Consider the following 20,081-nt stretch of genomic DNA (forward strand, 5'->3'; position numbering starts at 1 on the left):
GGAGGAGATTAAATGGCAAGGAGATGTGAAATTTGTGGAAAGGGTCCTTTATCTGGAAATAATGTTTCCCATGCAAACAAAAAGAGCCCAAGACGCTGGCTTCCAAACTTAAGAAAAGTAGAATTAGAAATTGACGGGTATGTAGTGAAAGCTAAAGTTTGCTCAAAGTGCTACAAAAAATTAAGAAAATCGGAATAGTCGCCCTCGTCGTTTTTACTTTAACTGGGGCGACCTATTTCCTTTTCAACTTATATTCAAAAATCTTAATTCAAAGTTATATTGGAAAGCTCTTAAAGGATAAATGCACAATTACAGGTTATCAGTTTAATCTTTTTGGCAGTTTGAAGTTCAAAGAATTAAAATCAGGAGATGCGCTTTTCATAAAAAATTTAACCATAAATTACAATCCTCTTTCGCTTATACTATTTAGAACGATTAACTACATCCATGCCGAAGAATTTTCAATCAATTCAAAAATATTCAAAAAATCTGGCAAGGGTAAAAGCCCCACCTTCCCTACGACCTTTGCGATTCCCATCCAGTTTAACGAAATTAAAATAAACAAAGGTAGCATCATCCTCGACTCAAACAAAATTGATCTAAATTTCATCTACCTTGCTGGAGAAGGAACAGGTAATACCTATCGAATTAGAAGCTACATAAACAGCATCACATACAATGGTGAAAACCTTTATTTTTATAGCGACATAATCCTCAAAAACAACTCGGTTTTAATAAAGGATTGTGAAATTCAAAACGAAAAACTGAGTGTTTCTGGGACCTCAGGAGCAATCTACTTTCCAGATTCGGTAAAAATCAAAATCAGTCTTCTTAAATTGCAAGAAAATAATGCAAGAGACCTCAGTCTTCTCTATTTAATGCAAAAAGGAAAACTTCTTATCAGCACACCAGAAATTATTTTACATGGCCACACTATAAAAGAAGTAACCGCCGAGATTCAGCAGGCATTACCAGAATCTCTCTTAATTGAAAAAGCTACCTTTAAATACAAGGAGAACTTGATAAACGGGAACGGAATCTATTTGATTAAAAGGCGAAGACTTTCCATCAAAAATCTGGACATTTCCATAAACGAGGAAGGCTTAAAAGGAGATATTACATCGTCTATGGACTTTGATGATGGAGACCTCTCAGGGAAAATAATTTCGACAAATTTAAGATATTTAGATTCTGAACCTTTCCAAATCCTATGTGCCTTCTCCTTCAAAAACGGTGAGCTTAAGATTTCCATTCAACATTTAAAATCACTGAATTCCAACCTCACAGGAAAAGTCACTTTTTTTAATCAAACATTGAAAATTTATGCGAAAGGCATCCTTTCTGTTTCAGACCTTTTAAGAGAACAAAACGGGCTCATCGATTTCAACATCGATTATGCTCTTAAAAAAGACGGAAGAAGTGGCCAAGCATATTTCTCCGGAAAAGCACTTACTTTCAAAAAAATAGGTTTAAAAGAAGTTTTCTTAAATCTATACTCAAAAGGGCAAACTGATACTATTAAGATAAAGGCCCAGGGAATTAACGCAGCCGACTTTCAGCTTGATTCCTTAAAAGCGTTAGTAGCTTCTGCAAATCTTAAAAGTTTTACAATGAACCTCTTAGCATTTCAAAGGTACTCAGCTCTAAGCAGTGATCTCTTCCTTAGCTATTTGGAAGGTAATAATTTTGATTTCCAGGTGAGAAACCTACAACTATCGATGGGAGATTCCGATACCGTGGAGATAAAAGATCCACTTAGGATTACTAAGAGGGACAGCAAAGTTTTAATTGACGATGGTGAAATCTTAATAAATTCAAAGCCCCTTTCATTAAAGGGAAACTTAAACCTCGCAACCAAAGAGATTAACATGCAAGCTTCTGCTAACGAACTGAAGATTAGGAACCTTGCTGGAATAAGCTTATCGTTCTCAGGCATGATTAACATTGCAGGAAACCTGAAAAATCCAAGCATAGATTCATGGATTAATGCAGAAAACCTTAGATACAAAGATTATAAGGACCTAAACATTTATGCATCTGTTAGGCTTTCAGGCAGTGGGTTAATAGTCGATAGCACTTCAATTCAGGGCCCTTCATTACACATTGAGGGGGGTGGATTCTTACCACTCACCTTCTCGCTACTGCCTTTTAACATGAAACCCAACAATAATGAGCATTACAAAATTGTAGTGAAGATAAGTGGTCTGCCAATAGAAAAAATTAACGAATTTACGGAGAAACAGCTAATTTTGAATTCAATGGATGTTTACGGAGATATTCAGATTGAGGGGACATACAATTCGGTACCTAACCTCTCAGGTTTTTTAAAAGTCGAAAAAGTCTCTGGAGTTTACGCTCCAATTCAACTTGAATTCAGCAGGGGTGAAGTTCTTGCTGAACTCGAAAAAGACGGCTTTACAATCAGAAGAGGGATTGCCTCCATAGATCACGGAACGGTAATAATTAACGGCTACGGGAAAAGATTATTCAAAAAAGAAAGAGAAATAAGTCTCACTTTTGCTGGAACCAATGTTACCCTTTATCCAACCTACAATATCTTTGCCTCAGGGGATACTAAAATAAATCTACTTATCAATGAAAATGGCATCACCGTCAAAGGTGATGCACTCATCAAAGAGGCGACAATCTTCCAGAGCATAAGGCCTTCAGGAGGGGCCTATTCCCAATTTCCTCAAAACCTGAACCTTGTTCTGAATTTAAGGTCGGAGGGTAATACCTTCTTTGTAAACGAGTTGGCAGACATTGAGATAAAGGGCGATCTTGTCTTTCAGATTGCTGATGGACGAATGCTCTTAGATGGGACTGCCAATGTCGTTAAGGGATATTTCCTCTACTTAGATAGGATCTTTGAAATTCAATCAGGGTATGTGAATTTCAATTCCTCAGTGAGCTCAGAGCCTGAGTTTAATCTGAAAGCTTTTTCAAAGGTGGATACCTTTAATGTTTATTTAGCACTATCTGGCACCATGAGAAACCCTCAAATTACATTAACTTCAGAACCGCCCCTTGATGAATTAAACATAATATACCTTTTAACTCTCGGGAGATTATACGGTGACACAACTTCAGCAGGAGGAGAAGAACTTCAAGAGATCAAAAATAGGGCCCTTACCCTCGCAAGCACGCTCATATCACAAAATTTAAGAAGAACATTAAGATTTCAGGAATTAAGGCTCACAACTACTGAAACCACGGAAAATCCATCACTCCTCATAGGTTTCTATCTTAACCCTCGACTTTATTTCTGGTACTCTCATGACATCTTTGACATAACGAAAGATATGTTCAGAATACGGTATAAAGTCAACAATAACTTTGGAATTTTCGCGGAGAGAGATGAGGAGCGAAGGCTTCTCGTTGGACTTGACTATATGTATGAGTTCTAAAAAATATGCCCACATTGTAATACCAAGAACAAATCTGGACCACTTCACCTATTCTATACCGGAGGACCTATTAGGAAAAATTTATCCGGGTGCTGTTGTGATTGTTCCATTTCAAAAAACGCGTTCAAAGGGGGTAGTTTGGGATATCATAGATGCTCCCGATTTACCAGAAGAGAAGATTAAACCGATAGAGGAAGTTATAAGCTCCGAATTTTCATTAGCAGAACCTTATCTTAAACTTGCCGAATGGATGCGGGATTACTACCTTTGCACTCTTTCGGACATAATACCCCTTCTTTTTCCCCCTGGAGTAGTGGAAAGAGGGGCTTATATATACAAATTATCAAGAAAAAAGGATTTGCCTACAGACAATCCTGTTATCTCCTACCTCTTAAAGATCCATCCGCGTGGTGCTTCATTAAAAAGGCTTCAAAAGCTATTTGGAGCCGGCGTTTCCAGGACTCTCAAGGATCTTCAAGCGCAGGGACTCATCACCCTTACCGACAACATAAAAGTCAAAAGCTACAGAGAACTGGACTTCTACACCCCCTTTCCTATAGAAATACCGGCAATTCCAACCCCTTCACAAAAGGAAATTCTCGAGGACTTCTTTAAAAACAAGCCAAAAGTCTCCTTAATTTTCGGTGTAACAGGAAGTGGAAAAACCAGGCTATATTCCTGGATAGTCGAAGAATTCATAAAGGAAGGAAAATCAGCCCTCATTCTGGTACCAGAAATTGCACTCACCCCTCAAATTTTTAACTACTTGATCAACATCTTTCATGGAGAGGTAATGTTCTATCATTCACGACTTTCAGATGCAGAAAGAAGGTGGGTTTTCAAGCAGGCAAAGGAAGGAAAGAGGAAAATCCTTGTAGGGCCCCGTTCTGCCCTCTTCGTCCCGCTCCAAAACTTAGGGGTTATAATAATCGATGAAGAGCATGATTCATCTTACAAAGAAAGTGAAAAAATACCAGCCTATCACTCTCGAGATGTAGCCATCAAATTATCAGAAATTCTCAACATCCCTGTAATACTTGGAAGTGCAAGCCCTTCCTTAGAATCATATTACAACGCCTTGAAGGGAGATTTTGCTTTCTACAAGCTAAAACACAGAGTACCACACTACAAAATTCCACAAATAGAAATTATAGACTTGAGGAAAGTGAAGGGAGAGTACCTTCTTTCTCCCGATTTGATTAGTGAAATAAACAAAACTCTGGAAAGAAATAGACAGGTAATTTTGTTTATTAACCGAAGGGGGCATTCCACCTTTTTGATGTGTCTTGAGTGCGGTTACATAATGCAATGCCCAGACTGCTCTGTCAACATGGTTTACCATAAAACTGACAACAAAATGCACTGTCATGTATGCGGTAAAACCCTTGATGTACCAGAAGTTTGTCCCTCTTGCGGTTCAATAAAACTCCAGCTCCGCGGAACGGGAACTCAAAAGGTTGAAGAGGCGGTATCTAAGTTCTTCAAAAGCTTAGAGGTAAAAAGGTTTGACCTTGACTCCTTCCTAAAAGAGGGGGTCAACCAAAATGCCTTCAGGGAGTTCTACGAAGGAAAGCTTAAACTACTCGTAGGTACGAAAATGGTTGGCAAAGGTTTCGATTTTCCAGGGCTTGGTCTCATCGGCGTAGTGAATGCGGATATTGGCCTTGGGATGCCGGATTTCAGGGCAGAAGAGAGGGTTTTTCAATTACTTCTTCAGATTGCGGGAAGAATAAGAACTGGTGGCAAAGTTTTAATTCAAACCTACAATCCAAATTCCAGAGCAATAAAATTCGTCAAAGAACTCAATTACGAAGGTTTTGCGGAATCAGAACTTTCAGAAAGGGAAAGGTATGACTATCCACCTTTCTCCTATCTTACCCTAATTGAGCTTTCAGGAAAAAACATGGAGAACATCGTTATCGAGGCAAACAAAATCAAGGAAAGGATTAACGGTTTAGGGCTTGAGGACCTTCAAATCATGGGCCCCGTCCCCTCTCCAATCTCTAAGAAAGGTGGTAACTATTTTATAAGGCTCATCCTAAAATACAAATCTAAAGAGACTGTTTACAGACTAAACTTTCTAAGAGAATACAAAACACCTTCAAACATCAATCTGACCATTGATGTGGATCCACAGGAATTAGTGTAGCTTTAAAACTTTAATAGGTGAGCCGCTCCTTAAAGGAACAACAAAGTAAATCCCTGGTTGTAACTCTTTTCCCTCTGAATCTCTACCATCCCAGAAATTATTGCGCTCTTCCTTCAAAAGTTTGCCATCGGCCGAGAAGACCTTAAAATCACTAAAATTAAAAATCAACCCGGGGCCCTTGAAGATGAAAGTTCTGCCTTCATTAAACTCTTCCCTAATTCCCGTTGCTTCACCCCACCTTTTCTTGAACTCCGACCAATAGGCCTCCGCAATCTGGCTATTCTTAATGACAATAACATTTTCGTCATTCTCCTGATTTCCGTTGTTACTCCAGTTCATTGAACCCGTTATCGTAACCCTTTTGTCTATAACCATAAACTTGTGGTGTAATAGACTATAATTGGATGGCAGCCGGTCGCCGTAAACAGGTATCCCAACGGTGTCCCTTAAATAATGGAACTGAGAATAGTATGAACCGGTATCAGAGGCATCGTGAACCCCGCCAATAAATACGCCGCGCCTAAAGGCGGAGGCCATTGCATCTGCCAAGTCTCGCCTCGTATAAGAATAGATAAGATAACCAATTGAATCTGTCGCCTGATTAACAAAATTAATCAAGTATTGAATTGGCCTATTTTGTGGCGAAAAGTAGACCCAGATAGAATCCGTACCTATTACAAAAAGGTGCTGAAAGCACACATCGGTTTTTCTTGTGCCAGTTCGTGAGTTCAAAGAATCGGGAAGGTCACCTGAACTTCCCCACATTTGATTAAACTCTTGAAGGTAACAATTTGCTACACCACTGCTCTTTATTATGATAGCGTTCTCCGCATTCAACCTTGTGTAATCCGATGCATTGTAACTTCCTGTCCAAACGTAGTCATTAGTCGTATCCTGGTCTCTCCCATCTCGCACTATAAATTTGTTGTGCATGATGTGGGAAGTCTCGTTTGGCCCTATTCCCTCGTGAATTACAGGTATACCCGCATTTCTCAGACTGTCCAAATAGGCCCTGTAAAAATAGGTGGAATCCGTTATCACCCTAACCTTAACCCCTCTTCTTTTTGCATTCAAAATCGATTCAGCTACGGTGTCCCTAAAGATCTCGTAGAAACAAATATCTAAGGAATACTGTGCTCCGCCAATAAATCTCGCAAGTTTTACATCAAGGGTATCAGAGTCAAAATAAACCGTCCAATAGCTACCAGACTGCCCCGCCCTAATATTTGTAAAAGTTAACAAAACTAATAGCAACTTAATGGCAACTCTCTTGCCCCTCATTTAACAACCGCAACCTTTCGCAATTGCTTACTTTCTTCATCCTGCAAGAAATAAAGACCTTCTTTAACGGAATTTACCTCACGACCAAAAGCATCAAAAACCCTTACATTTTTCAGATTTACAAACCGATCAAAATCGGACTTCCTCATTATAATACCTTCTCCCGTGGAGGAACATTCGCCAACAGACGTTGTACTCCCTATCAACCATACCGTAGCATTCAAAATCAAAGCTGAATCACTATACATACCCCAGTTATTGTAGAGATGATCAGCGGGATCACCTGTCCCGTCATCACAAGGGGATGAATCTCCCAATCCGACAAACTTTCCCCTTCCATAATATCCGTAGAAAAACATTATACTATCGTTGTCTCTGTTAGCCCCGGAAACCCAGACAAGTCCATAAACCTGAGGATTTATGTTAGGCCTCAAAGTTATGCAAGTGCCTCTCCAAAAACCAATAGAATTCACATACCCGAAAGGTCCATTGTAAATAGGATTGGATGGATTACGATTAATATTGCTCGACTCTCCACTCGAGTCATTTGGACTTTCACCCGTTACATTAAAATGGACCCCCAAATAGTTTTCAAAAGCTGCATTCAATACCCTTGGAGAATCCCAACCATCGTTATCACGATCAGAAGAATTATGATCCGCAACCATAAAAAAACCGCCGCCGTTATTTATAAAATTAAGTATAGCGTCCCTCTCGGCGGTAGTAAGAGGATTTTGAGGCTCAACCATTATGAAAACATCATACTTCGACAAGTCAAAGGGGTTGTTAGAATTGCCATAAGTAATTCCGTATGTCCTTGTCAATGTTGCAATTTGATGTCCAGCGCGATAGAGAGTATACCCCCACGATGAAATAGCACCATCCCAGGAAGTGGGAGAGGTTGGATTTGGCGGATAAGGATAGGGATAATCGTGGTCCACAACCCAATCAGCGTTGCCCGCCGTCTCACTTTTGGTGTAGTCAAAGAGAATCCTTGCAGGCCAAGTTGTACCGACGAATAGAATAAAAATAAAGAAAATTTTGATCTTCATAAGCCCATTAAGTTTAACCGTGCACCTGCAAAAAGTCAAATCTAAATAAAAATGGCCTCACAACAAACTTTCCAGGAAAGTGCCTTTATAATTCTAAAAGCGATGGAAAAAGAGGTCCTTGTTGTCAGCACCGCCTTCCCCAGAAATGAAGAAGATGTAATCACTCCCTGGCTTGTGAAGCTTATGGAGCACCTGGAAAAACGTGGCTTTAAGTTCACGGTTTTCACATCATCATATAAGGGACTAAAACAAAGAAAGTATAAAGGGTTTAACGTCTATCGTTTCAGATATGCCCCCAAAAAGATAGAGTTCCTTACCCACGACACCGGCGTTTACGAAAGACTAAAACAGGGCCCAATTTACAAATTTTTAACGCTCTTATATATCTTTTTGGGGCTAACCAATGCCATCTACCTTTCCTTCTCAAAACGTTTCAAAATAGTCCACGTACACTGGCCCATGCCCCACATAATTTTCGCTATCCCCTTTAAGATTTTTCAGAATTCGAAGATCATCGCCCAATTCCACGGGTCAGAAATCGGCATGCTGGAAAAACTTAGCAAAATCACCAGGACAGCTTTCATCTGTCTAATCAATATCTTCTCTGATCATGTGATAACAAACTCTTCCTTTAACAAAAGTAGACTCGTTAGCCTGGGGATCAAGAAAAAAATAGAGATAATCCCCCTTTCCAACCCTCACTCTTCTGAAATTAGGCCATACAAAAGAAAAGACGAAATAAACATCCTCTTCGTTGGAAGACTTGTCGAAGTCAAAGGGGTTCCGGTACTAATAAAAGCTTTCGCTAAAGTTAGTGAAAAATTCCCATCTTCCAAATTATTAATCGTGGGAGACGGCCCCCAGAAGTCAGAACTTGTCAAGCTCGTCCAAGAATTAAAACTTGATAAAAAGGTCCATTTTAAGGGCTTCTTAATCGGACAACCTCTGCTTGAAATCTACGAACAGGCAATGATCTTTGTCCTACCATCTATAATAACTAAGACGGGCGAAACGGAGGGTTTAGGAGTGGTTCTAATTGAAGCCCTTTCATATGGTATTCCCGTTATTGGCTCGAAGGTTGGAGGCATTCCCGATATTATCATAGATGGAAAAACGGGACTCCTTTTCGAGCCTGGTGACCACGAGGACCTGGCAAGAAAAATCACCTTACTTATTGAAAACCCAGAGCTCAGGCAAAGACTCGTTGAAGAGGGGCAAAAACACATCCTTGAAAACTTCTCGTGGGAAAAGATAGTAGAAAAAATGGAAAAAGTTTACAAAAGTTAAATCAACCTTCTACAACTTCTCCCACCATGGTAGCATTATCTTCATTAATAGAAATTAATTTTATCCTCCTCACCTCTCCAATTTTCAAGTTGTCGCTACGGATTTTGACCTTAATATAATTGTCGGTGGTGGCTTCAAAAAACCCATCCTCTTCCCTTTCGATTACACAGAAGATTTCTTTTCCAAGGTTCTTCCTTAAAAACCCCAGCTTCTTTCGCCTTGCGATGGGCAAGAGAATATTCTTTCTTCTTCTCACCACCGCAGAGGGTAAAGGCTTCATAAAATAAGCCTCCGTCTTTTCCCTCCTTGAAAATTCAAAGACATGAAGATAAGCAAAGGGAAGTTCCTCAATCAATCTAATCGATTCCTCAAAATCCTCATCGGTCTCCGTGGGAAAACCCACTATAATGTCGGACCCGATGGCAATTTCAGGAACATTGCTCACGAGCTTCTCTACAAGGTTCACATAATAACTCAATTTATAAGGTCTTTTCATCTCCTTAAGGACCTTCTCTGACCCGTGCTGCATTGGAAGATGCAAATGAGGCAATACAATTTTTGCCTTCAAAAGTTCTATTACGCCTTCGTCGATATGAATCGGTGAAATGGAAGAGAGTCTTAACCTCAGCTCTGGAAAATGATCCTTAATCCTTAAAATCAAATTTGAAAGCCTATCTCCCCATTCACGACCCCAGGCCCCCGTTTGAATGCCAGTAAGCACTATCTCAACAACGCCACTCGCATACAAACTCTCTATTTCCTTTAAGATCTCATCCTCAGGCCTTGATCGAGAGGGACCTCTCACGAAAGGCACAACGCAATAGGAACAGCGGAAGTTACAACCTTCTTGAACCCTCACATTTTCCCTGACTCTCAAAAAAGGCCTAACTAAATGACCGGGGTCCTTTAAATTGAGAACTTTCAGAATCTCCCTCAGTTCTCCTGCAACGTCCGCATCAACCTCTTTTCCGTATTTAGGATAACAACCAAAAACCACAATTTTCGCCTTGGGGACTAAGCGTTTTATATGGCTTACATAATGTCTTAAATCTCTCTCGGCTCTGTGGGTAACTACACAACTTGCAATAGCTACTACATCAGCCTCTCGCTCTTCTTTAACGATCTCAAAGCCGCTCTCAACTACCGAATTAGCAAAATAGTCTGCGTAATACTGATTTAATCTACATCCAAAAGACTTTATAAAGAACTTCAAAGGCTCTAAAGACCTACTTTTCTACTCCTCGGGCTCTTCCATTATATTCTTCAGTTCTTCAAGTTTCTGGAGTTCCTGTCTTAAAATCTCTCCAAGGTTGAGTCTCACGGGTTCAGATTTAAAGGTTGGGGTTACTGCCTCTTCAGCCTTTGCAGCCGCTTCCTGTTTTTCTTTCGCCCTGTAAAACTCTCTTTCAGAAAGTAAAATTCTCTTCTTCGCAGGTTCTACCTTGAACACTTTTAGATTCAATTCCTCTCCAACCTGATAAACCTCGGCAGGATTGCCCTTTCTATTTAGCTGATTGACAGGTACGAAACCTTCAAGTGCTCCTTGTATTTCAACATATATTCCTCTGTCAGTAATCTCAGTAACCACTGCTTTGATTTCCGTTCCTGGAAGCAGGGTCTTCTCTATTTCCTCCCATGGATTGGGCCTTGTATGCTTAAGACTGAGCATAACCATCCTTCCCTTCTTATCCGTAGCAAGAACCTTGAAGCGTAGCTTCTGACCCCGTCTAAGGGCTTCCTCTGGCGATTTATACCTCTTAGTCCAGGAAATATCGCCAACATGGAGATAACCCTGAATCCCATCTTCCAGCTCTACAAAGGCACCCTGGCTGTCAAAATCTTTAATAGTGCCCTTTACAATGCTACCCACGGGATATTTTTCGTCAATCATGGACCAGGGGTCTGGAGTAGCTTGCTTCATTCCCAGTGAAATCCTCTGTTTTTCCACATCAACATTAAGGACCACCACATCGACTTTATCGCCTTCCTTTACCATCTCAGATGGATGGACAGGAGGCTTTCCCCACCTCATCTCCGTTATGTGAACAAGGCCTTCAACGCCGGGTTCCAGTTCAACGATGACACCAAAGTCCAAAATCTTTTTGACGATTCCCTTGTGGAGCGAACCCAGGGGATACTTGCTCGCAACTTTTTCAAAGGGATGGGGCTGAAGTTGTTTGTATCCCAAAGATAACCTGTTATTTTCATAGTCTATGTCCAGAACCTTTACCTTAATTACGTCACCCGGTTTCACTATGCTATGGATGTCTTCAACTCTTGTCCAGGAAAGATCAGAAATGTGAATCAAGCCATCTACACCGCCAACATCCACAAAGACCCCAAAATCGGTGATATTTTTCACAACTCCCTCTAAAGTATCACCAACTTTCATGGACATAAGTTTCATTTTTTGATTTTCGAGTTCAGCCTCTATTACCTCTTTCCTCGAAACTACGATATTCTTCCTCTGCCTGTTGAGTTTAATGATTTTAACCTGGATCGTCTTCCCTACAAAGGAACCGATGTTCTTAACCTTCTTTACGTCAATCTGTGAACCGGGCAAAAAGGCATCCACTCCAAAAACCTCAACGATGAGTCCACCCTTTATTTGCCTTAGAACTTTCGCCTCAATGATCTCCTCATTCTTATAGGCCTCGTTAATCCTATCCCAAACCATTAGAAAATCAGCTTTATGCTTGGAAACAATGGTCCTGCCATCTTTCCCGTCAATGGCATCAATGTATACATAAACCACGTCCCCTGGCTTGATATCTGGCTCTTTAAACTCAACCCTGGGGCAAACACCTTCTGACTTTGTACCTATGTCTATGAAAACTTCCTGTGGTGTTACTTTTACAATGGTACCCTTTACAATTTCCCCTTCCCTCGGCACCACTATACTTTTTTGCAAGAGTTCTTCGAACTCACTGTCTTGCATCAACTTTTCCTCCGCCATATCCTCCTCCTCCCAAAAGATTTTTTATTTTCTCATAAACCTCTTCTACCATCTCAGGGGGTGTTGAAGCCCCACCTGAAACTCCGATAGAGTTAACATTATAAAACCAATCCCCTGATATTTCATCAGGAGATGAAACAAGATAAGCCTTCTTGCAATTCTTTGAAGCAATTTCATAAAGTCTTCTGGTATTAGAACTGTTTTTCCCACCGACAATAACCATCACGTCCACTTCCTTGGATAGCCTCTCAACCTGCTCCTGCCTTTTTTGTGTTGTATTGCAACGGGTGTTGGCAAAACGAACTTCACTGGCCTCTTCAACAAGCCTATTCATAACATCTTGAATCATGTCAAGCCTTGATGTTGTTTGTGCAACAACCCCAACTTTCTTATTCCTTATAAGATTGACATCCAATTCCTGTGAGGAAGAAACCACAATAGCCTTCCCTTCAGTATGACCGACAATTCCAACAACCTCCGGGTGGTCCTTCTTGCCCACTACAATAACAACATAACCTTCTTCATAAAACTTTTTCGCCCACTTCTGTGCATTGGAAACAAAAGGACAGGTACAATCTATCAACTCCTTACCGAGGGACTTCGCCTTTTCGTATATCTCCGGAGGAACACCATGGGTCCTTATAAGAACAAGATTCTTCTTACTATCCTCAATACTATTTATTACCTCAACACCTTCCTTCTTCAACTCATCAACCACGTACTCGTTATGAATAATGGGCCCGAGACTGTCAAACTTTTTACCTTCTCTCAAACTTCTTCTCGCTATCTCAAGAGCCCTTTTAACTCCAAAGCAAAAACCGTATTCTTCGGTTAGTTTAACCTCTGGCATATAGCTCCCTCATCCTCCACTCTATATCTTTTGTCAGGTCCTTTACGGGATCATCAGAATTCCTTTTATAAGCATCTGGAAGTAAAGCCTTTCCAAACCTTATTCTTAGTTTTCTCTTTCCCGTTATCCAATCCAGCACATTCCCTTTGCTCTCAAATAGATAAGCAGGAATTATCGGTGCGTTCATTTTCAAGGACAAAAGGGCCGCCCCCTCCTTTAAAGGTAGCAAAAATTTGTTTTTTGTGCGGTTCCTTGTGCCTTCAGGAAAAATGACTAATGCTTTACCTTCTTTAAGAAGATTCATAGCCCTTTTCAAACCAGAAAGGGAGTTTTCTCGGTCAATGGGTATTGCATTATAGAACGAAATCAGCATTCCAAAAGCCTTCACATTCTCAAAAAGCTCTCTCTTCGCAAGGAAATGAAGTTCTCTTGGAGATGCAAATCCAACAAAGGGTGGATCCCAAAAAGAGGTATGGTTAACGCAAATAATACAGGGACCTTTCCTTGGTACATTATGACTTCCATACACCCTGAGCCTAAATATGAACTTAAAAGGAATGTAAAGGATAATCTTTGCTAAAATCCACTTGAAACTCATCTAAGAAAGGCCAAAACGCCTCTTTACCTCCTTTAGAATCAAATCTACCTGCTCTTCAATAGAAAGATTTGTTGTATCTAATATAAAGGCATCATCAGGGATTTTCAAAGGGGCGTAATCCCTCGTTGAATCCATCTCATCACGTCTCTTAATTTCCTCCAGAATTTTGCTGAAATCCGCTTTAATGCCTTTTGATTCCAACTCTTTAAGCCGCCTCCTTGCCCTTTCTTCTGGAGAAGCCTCCATATAAACTTTGAGGTCAGCATCAGGGAGAACCACTGTCCCGATGTCCCTACCTTCAATTACAACACCACCTTTCTGAGCCATACTCCTCTGTAGTTCAACCATCTTTTTCCTAACAAAGGGATAAGCTGAAATAATCGATACCACCTTATCAACTTCCGGGGTTCTTATGGCTTCAGATACATCCTCTCCATTGAGGTAAGTTCGGACCTCATCATTTATCACTTTTTGCTCGATTTTCACCTCGTCGATGATTTTTTTAACCTCCTCACCTTTTGTAGGGTCTATCCCTTTCCTCAATACCGCAAGGGCAACCGCTCTGTACATCGCTCCGGTGTCCACAGGGAGTAAACCCAGAGCCTTTGCAACCAATTTTGCAGTGGTTGTCTTTCCGGCACCGGCTGGACCATCTATAGCTATTTTAAGATTGATTTTCATCGCTAAAAGTATAATTAACAAGCCGCGTGCAATCAATGAAAGGGAATAAAAAAGTAAGTTCAAAATTTCTAAAATACCATCCTTAGTACGGAACAATTGCTTTAATATTTTATGCTTTCAAAAAGGACGCGGAATATGAAAAAAGAAGATATCGAGTTCATGAAGATAGTTCTTGAGATGGCTGAAAATAATGTTAAAGAAGGGCGTGGTGGGCCCTTTGCTGCAATTATTGTCAAAGACGGAAAAATAGTCGGAAAAGGCACAAACCTTGTTACCTCGATAAATGACCCTACCGCCCATGCTGAAATAGTTGCAATCCGCGACGCTGCAAAAAACTTAAACACCTTTAATCTTCAGGGTACTGAAATCTACACCTCTTGCGAACCTTGTCCTATGTGCCTTGGTGCCATCTACTGGGCAAGGATAGATAAAATTTACTACGCAGCGACTCGAGAAGACGCCAAAAATGCAGGTTTTGACGACCTTGAATTCTATGAAGAAATTTGCAAGAGGCCAGAAGATAGAAAAATTAAAATGATCAAACTGGACATCCCTGAGAAGAACAAGGCCTTCGAGGTCTGGATTAAAAAGGAAGACAAAATCCCTTACTAAATATAAGCGAAGCTCGCTAAAAGAAAAAGCTATTTTTCATACCTAAAACCTTCAAGATTAAAGTTTATGTCGTCCATCTTATCCATCTAAAAAGATTCTTTGACATCCAGACCTGATCTTGTATAATTTTGACGCTCTTTGGAATTGTCCGGGTGAGGGGAAGTTGGGTGAAAATCCCACGCTGCCCCCGCAACCGTGAGTGGCAAAAGGCCTTCCTCAAAAGGCCACTGGAGAAAAGGGTGCAAGCTCTTTCTCTGGGAAGGCGAGGAAGGTGCCACGAGCCGGGAGACCCGAATCCGGATAGGCTGAAACCCGCCCCCGGGGTGTGGGGAAGGAGGATTAAATGGAGTTTTTGCTTTTATTTGTATCTTTTCTGCCATTTTTTGAAATTAAAGACACAATTTACAGTTATGCCTACGTTGACAATCTCCTTTCAAACTTCAGAGTCCCTTACAACTATTCCATAAAATCCTTAGCCTTTTATTCGACCCCTATCTATTCCAATCTTTTGGTATTCAAAGGGTACAATATCTACTCGCCATCCTTAGGAGGTACTTCACCGGAAGAAAACTTAGTGTTTTTTGACGGGATTCCTCTCATAAATCCCATGCTGGGGTATCAGGAACTGTCATTAATCCCAGCAAACCTCATCGGCATCGCAGAAGTCATCCATAGCTCAAGCCCTTTTAGCGGCCTTGCAGGGATCGGAGGCGCAATAAATTTAATCCCTTTGAAAAACCCACTTGAAGTAAAGGTTTCAAATCTTAGAAAAGAACTAAAACTCGGTATTGGACCCTTTAAGGGCCTTTCCCTTACTGTTTTTCACGAGACCTTCACCGATAGCTTTCCTATTGAATATGAAAAGGTTACCCTCTGGGTAAAAAATACCCACGATGAAAAAACGGGTTTTTTAGCGAAATTCAGTCAAGGAACCGTATTAGTTATTAAAAGAAAGGCTGGTGCCCCCGGCCCCCTCGGTAGTTTATCCACGGGAGAAAGGAATGAGCTATCCGCTGGCTCAAACTTTAATTTCTCTCTTAAGAAATGCAACCTCCAACTTTCCTCCAATTACACTTCGCAAACTTACACATCCTCAAGCACGTCAGACTTTCACAAAACCCTTTTCCTTAGAGGAGTTATAAAGGGAAAAGAGGTAGAAACAGGTGCAAATTTATATGGTGCAAACTCCACAAAAATAGGAAATCACATCATTCCTGAAATTTTTGGCATCTTAGGCATTAAAAGGATGTTGACTCAAAAGACTGAGCTAATTGCGACAATAAACCTTATTTACAACCCAACCTTTAAAACCCTCTTCCCCAATCCTTCGATCTCCTTAAGCAATAATCTAAAATTTGACCTTTTCAGTTTTTTGACAGTCTCCTTAAATCACCGCAATCCGACCCTAAATGAACTTTACTGGCCTGAGGATAACTTCGCAAGGGGAAATCCAGAACTAAAACCAGAAAGGTCTTTCAACATCGATGCTGGTCTTCGAAAGGTATCGCCAAAATTTTACCTTAACCTCTTTGTATTCTTTAAAAAAATAAACAACGGAATCTTATGGGTTCAGGAAGATAAATACGTGCCTAAAAATTTTGCGTCTTTGTCCCATAAAGGCGCAGGGCTTGAGGCGGTTTTTAAACCTCGGAATGACCTCATTTATGCAGAGTTCAGTCTAAATTTACAGGACTCCCGATTAAACGGTACGCCCTTTATCTACAGGCCAAATCTGACCTTAAGCAGCAGCCTCGGAATGGGACCTACTAAGATAGAACTCAGTTACATAGGTAAACGCCCCGAGAGGCCAAATAGTACAAAAATGCTACCTCCTGTCTGGATGATAAATCTTTCCATGGAGAAAAGTTTTACTTTAGGAGGTCAAAATTTTGCAATAAGAGCAGGCGTAGAAAACCTTTTGAATAAAAATTATGAAATTGTAAGGGGATATCCCCTCCCCGGCCGGGAGCTATTCTTTGAAATCTCAGTAAACAGGAGGATGTAGTATGCTCAAAAAAACAGTAACCATAATAATAGTCGCTGTCCTGTTCAGCCTTATCGCCTGTAGAAAGGCGGAGGAATATGTTCCTGAACTCAAAAACTACCTTGTAATTGTAAATACACTCTCTGAAACGGTTTCCTTTTACGACTTAGACAAAGATACCCTCTACGAAGATGTAATAACTACAGGGAGAACACCTAACGACCTTTTAATCCTCGGAACCACCGGAATTATTGTAAACTCAGGATTTCAAGGTATTCCAGCCCTTGACATAATCGACCTCTCCCAGATGAAGATTCTATCAAGAAAACCACTTCCTACAGGTTCCAACCCGTATTCCACTGCATATATGAATGGAAATTTCTATGTGACCTTAGCGGCAAACAACATGGTTTATGTATTAAACCAGAATTTTCTTCCCATAGATTCCTTTACAGTAGGTAAATGGCCCGAGGGTATAACTGCATTTAACGGAAAAATCCTGGTGGCATCCACTGGATTCAATATTCAAGATTATACCTACGGTGATGGTTACCTGTATGTAGTCACAAAGACCAAAGCAGGATTTTCCAAGGACTCCGTGAAAGTTGGTAAAAACCCACAGATAGTAAAAATTAGAGATAACAAAATATGGGTATGTTGCACCGGAGATTACGCCGGGAACACGGGTGCCTTATATATCATTAACCCTTCAACTCTTGCTATCGAAGATTCCATTAAAGTAAACTTCTACCCAAGTGACTTTGAAGTGTTCTCCAATGGAACTGTATTATTCACCGACTTTATGAATGGCATCTTTAGAATAAGAAATAACAGCCTCATTGACACGGTGATGATAGTTTATGGGGCATCAAGGATTATCAAGGACGGGAATACAGGCCTTGTATCCGTCTTTAATGCATCTGATTCCAACTACATCTTCTTTGTGGACCCTGATAGCAACATTGTTTATAATTCCATAAATGCGGGACTTGCAAAAGGTGTAGGACCCATCGGTATCTTTAGAGAATAGGAGAAATAGTGATACCTGACTTTGAAAATCCGCTCCAGAAGTGGTTCAAGGAGTTTACAAAAAAGAGGGCAGAAATCGTGAAGAAAAACCACCTTGAAAATCCGCAGCAAATAGCAGACTATTTCACTTACAAGAATATGAAAGTGCTGGAGCCCGATTTCTGCCCTCTTTACAAAACCAATGAAAGATGCCACGAAGTGTCCGAAGAAGAGCTTATTTGCTTTTTTTGTGGATGTCCTTACTACGACTATGACCTCTGGGATGAAGAAAGGAAGGAATTCGGTGGGTGCAAAATCAATTCTCCCTATGGCCTAAGAAATGAATATGGTTACTGGGATTGCTCCAATTGCATATTACCCCATACTAAAAAATTCGTATTGCAGTATCTCAAGAAACATTTACGGTATATGGAAATCAGGGACTCGAAGAGCATTGGTTAGCAGAAGATATTTCAAGATGGGTAAACTTTTCTCCCGCGCCAAGGAATGGGTATGTGCAGAAATCTTAAAACCAGAGACAAGAGAAACACAACCACAAAAAAAGTTACATGTAAAGGCCACATAATGGTGTCCCACCATTTGAATGACCCAAGTTTTGTCGCAGCCACATAGACAAGACCTAAGAAAACAACGTATAGCAGCGTGTACCCGAACAACAAAGGCGAATTTAGATTCTCAAAAATTCCTTTCAAGCAGTTGAAAGATGTAGCTACAATTCCAAAAACCTGTAATATTGTAAAAAAGGAAGAGCGACTTGCTCCCGTAGCAAAATTCTTCATCCATCCAAATATTAAACTTCGTATCCCTTCCGGGTACATTCGAAAGCTGATCAGACCGTTGTGAGGCAAAGATAAAAGATTCACACCTTTCTCCGCAAGAGAGATTCCCATATCCATGTCCTCAATAATGCTACTTCTTGCAAGTAGATGGCCTCCTGTCTCTTCATATAAGCGCCTTGGGAAAAATATGCAGGGCCCGAAGAGACCCTTCGTTTTAAACGTACAATTTTTCTTTTTCCTTGCATCTATCCCAAGCACAGCAATTAGGTTAAACAATAGGGAAAAATGCTCATAAAAATCTTCCAGAATGTGGTAAGGTTGAATGGATAAAACCGTATTTTCTCCAATATGGCCTCCAAATCTTTCGAGGAACTCAGGTGCTAAGATCACATCAGCATCCAGGAACAGCAAGATCTCACCCTGTGCTGATTTCGCTCCTGCATAGCATGCAAAACTCTTTCCTAACCATCCTTGAGGCGGTTTCACATTGAGTACCTTCGCACCATATCTTTCGGCTACTTCCGCGGTAGCATCACTGGAATCGTCATTCACCACTATCACTTCCAACGGTTTCACAGTCTGGTATCTAATTGAATTCAGTAGTTTCGGCAACCTTCTCTCTTCATTCCTCGCCGGTATTATAATGGAAATCGATTTAACCCCATTCGATGGTGCCCGACACCTGCTGAAAAATCTGAGTACTCTTATTAAAGCCCATAACGCAAGTGAAAAGAAAAAAACGCTCTGCAGCCCTTCGAGAACAAAAGCGCTAAGGTCAAACAAGGGGGGGTTAGAACTTATTCAGAAGTACTACCCCGAGATTTAAAGCAGAGGCAAAGCTCACCCATAGGATATATGGAAGAAGAAGATAGCCGGAAACCCTTGATACACGGAAAAATACGATTACGTTTATGAGAATAGCAACCCAAAGAAATACAATTTCGACGAAAGCGTATAATGGTGCTTTAAGTCCAAAGAATAGGATTGACCACAAGAAGTTCAAAAGGAGCTGGACTGCGAAAACACCTATGCACAGAGAAGGATTGCCACCAAATCCCTTTAGCCAGGCGAAATAAAAAGCCAGCCCCATAAGAATGAAAAGTAAAGTCCACGCAGGAGCAAAAAGCCAATTCGGCGGAGTGAAAGATGGCTTGTTTATCTCCTTATACCATGTATTAACGGAGGTTGACGTGAAGATACTCCCAACAAAACCAACAATTAACGGTATTGCAAGGGATACTATTAATTTTAAAACTTTTGACATTTCACCCCTTTTTAATTTTGAAAAATTTTATAATCATGAAAATGAAAAAGCAAAATCTCAACCCCTCAAAATTAAGCCTAATTGCATGATCTTGTATTTTAGTTCTGATTCCCCTTTGAGGCTCTTTTTCTTGCTTTAGGCCTTGTCAAGCT

17 protein-coding genes and 1 riboswitch are annotated in these 20,081 nt (G+C 40.6%); of the genes, 8 read left to right on the top strand and 9 right to left on the bottom strand.

The annotated features are described in order from the left end of the window. Positions 1-12: 12 nt before the first annotated feature. Genes rpmB through priA form a run of 3 tightly spaced genes read left to right on the top strand, consistent with a single transcriptional unit; the run spans position 13 to position 5,556 of the window. Positions 13-198 carry a 50S ribosomal protein L28 gene (gene rpmB / locus ABIM45_03895; GenBank protein MEO0239052.1) on the top strand — a complete coding sequence of 62 codons (186 nt, stop codon included), beginning with the start codon at positions 13-15 and terminating at the stop codon, positions 196-198. Continuing rightward, positions 168-3,407, top strand: a complete 3,240-nt coding sequence (locus ABIM45_03900) for a translocation/assembly module TamB domain-containing protein (protein MEO0239053.1) — start codon at positions 168-170, stop codon at positions 3,405-3,407. The genes rpmB and ABIM45_03900 overlap by 31 nt, the downstream gene beginning before the upstream one ends. Next, complete coding sequence (priA, locus tag ABIM45_03905; protein ID MEO0239054.1) at positions 3,397-5,556, top strand: primosomal protein N'; 2,160 nt, start codon at positions 3,397-3,399, stop codon at positions 5,554-5,556. The genes ABIM45_03900 and priA overlap by 11 nt, the downstream gene beginning before the upstream one ends. On the opposite strand, the gene ABIM45_03910 is transcribed toward priA, so the two are convergent. Further along, positions 5,548-6,837: a phospholipase D-like domain-containing protein gene (locus tag ABIM45_03910; protein ID MEO0239055.1), complete on the bottom strand. Its 1,290-nt coding sequence runs from the start codon at positions 6,835-6,837 to the stop codon at positions 5,548-5,550. The two genes, priA and ABIM45_03910, sit on opposite strands and share 9 nt — an antisense overlap. Further along, on the bottom strand, positions 6,834-7,889 hold the full coding sequence (locus ABIM45_03915; protein ID MEO0239056.1) for a hypothetical protein: 1,056 nt from the start codon (positions 7,887-7,889) through the stop codon (positions 6,834-6,836). Before ABIM45_03915 ends, ABIM45_03910 begins: the two co-directional genes overlap by 4 nt. A gap of 102 nt (positions 7,890-7,991) precedes the next feature. Here ABIM45_03915 and ABIM45_03920 point away from each other — a divergent pair, with 102 nt between their 5' ends. After that, positions 7,992-9,176, top strand: coding sequence for a glycosyltransferase family 4 protein (locus tag ABIM45_03920; GenBank protein MEO0239057.1), 1,185 nt, complete (start codon positions 7,992-7,994; stop codon positions 9,174-9,176). Position 9,177: 1 nt separating this feature from the next. Here ABIM45_03920 and ABIM45_03925 read toward each other — a convergent pair whose 3' ends face one another. The 5 genes from ABIM45_03925 to cmk are packed head-to-tail and all read right to left on the bottom strand — an operon-like array spanning position 9,178 to position 14,261. Then, positions 9,178-10,389: a MiaB/RimO family radical SAM methylthiotransferase gene (locus ABIM45_03925; GenBank protein ID MEO0239058.1), complete on the bottom strand. Its 1,212-nt coding sequence runs from the start codon at positions 10,387-10,389 to the stop codon at positions 9,178-9,180. A gap of 21 nt (positions 10,390-10,410) precedes the next feature. Then, positions 10,411-12,132 carry a 30S ribosomal protein S1 gene (locus ABIM45_03930; protein MEO0239059.1) on the bottom strand — a complete coding sequence of 574 codons (1,722 nt, stop codon included), beginning with the start codon at positions 12,130-12,132 and terminating at the stop codon, positions 10,411-10,413. Continuing rightward, positions 12,101-12,982, bottom strand: coding sequence for a 4-hydroxy-3-methylbut-2-enyl diphosphate reductase (locus tag ABIM45_03935; protein ID MEO0239060.1), 882 nt, complete (start codon positions 12,980-12,982; stop codon positions 12,101-12,103). Before ABIM45_03935 ends, ABIM45_03930 begins: the two co-directional genes overlap by 32 nt. Next, positions 12,969-13,580: a lysophospholipid acyltransferase family protein gene (locus ABIM45_03940; GenBank protein ID MEO0239061.1), complete on the bottom strand. Its 612-nt coding sequence runs from the start codon at positions 13,578-13,580 to the stop codon at positions 12,969-12,971. Before ABIM45_03940 ends, ABIM45_03935 begins: the two co-directional genes overlap by 14 nt. Further along, positions 13,581-14,261, bottom strand: a complete 681-nt coding sequence (gene cmk / locus ABIM45_03945) for a (d)CMP kinase (GenBank protein ID MEO0239062.1) — start codon at positions 14,259-14,261, stop codon at positions 13,581-13,583. 135 nt (positions 14,262-14,396) lie between these two features. Here cmk and ABIM45_03950 point away from each other — a divergent pair, with 135 nt between their 5' ends. The 4 genes from ABIM45_03950 (at position 14,397) to ABIM45_03965 (ending at position 18,327) form a co-directional block, all read left to right on the top strand. Beyond that, positions 14,397-14,873, top strand: a complete 477-nt coding sequence (locus ABIM45_03950; protein MEO0239063.1) for a nucleoside deaminase — start codon at positions 14,397-14,399, stop codon at positions 14,871-14,873. Between the two features lie 125 nt (positions 14,874-14,998). Beyond that, a riboswitch (cobalamin riboswitch) is annotated at positions 14,999-15,186 on the top strand. Positions 15,187-15,216: 30 nt separating this feature from the next. Beyond that, positions 15,217-16,878 carry a TonB-dependent receptor gene (locus tag ABIM45_03955; protein ID MEO0239064.1) on the top strand — a complete coding sequence of 554 codons (1,662 nt, stop codon included), beginning with the start codon at positions 15,217-15,219 and terminating at the stop codon, positions 16,876-16,878. A 1-nt stretch (position 16,879) separates the two neighbouring features. Continuing rightward, positions 16,880-17,887 carry a hypothetical protein gene (locus tag ABIM45_03960; protein MEO0239065.1) on the top strand — a complete coding sequence of 336 codons (1,008 nt, stop codon included), beginning with the start codon at positions 16,880-16,882 and terminating at the stop codon, positions 17,885-17,887. Between the two features lie 8 nt (positions 17,888-17,895). Continuing rightward, on the top strand, positions 17,896-18,327 hold the full coding sequence (locus ABIM45_03965; GenBank protein ID MEO0239066.1) for a hypothetical protein: 432 nt from the start codon (positions 17,896-17,898) through the stop codon (positions 18,325-18,327). A gap of 11 nt (positions 18,328-18,338) precedes the next feature. On the opposite strand, the gene ABIM45_03970 is transcribed toward ABIM45_03965, so the two are convergent. Together ABIM45_03970 and ABIM45_03975 are read right to left on the bottom strand one after the other, a co-directional pair. Further along, complete coding sequence (locus tag ABIM45_03970; GenBank protein MEO0239067.1) at positions 18,339-19,448, bottom strand: glycosyltransferase family 2 protein; 1,110 nt, start codon at positions 19,446-19,448, stop codon at positions 18,339-18,341. A 7-nt stretch (positions 19,449-19,455) separates the two neighbouring features. Then, a complete protein-coding gene (locus tag ABIM45_03975) occupies positions 19,456-19,929 on the bottom strand; it encodes a TspO/MBR family protein (GenBank protein MEO0239068.1) in 474 nt (157 codons plus the stop codon). Positions 19,930-20,081 lie beyond the last annotated feature (152 nt).

The sequence above is a fragment of the candidate division WOR-3 bacterium genome (assembly GCA_039803545.1).
Taxonomy (GTDB): Bacteria; Hydrothermota; Hydrothermia; order UBA1063; family UBA1063; genus UBA1063.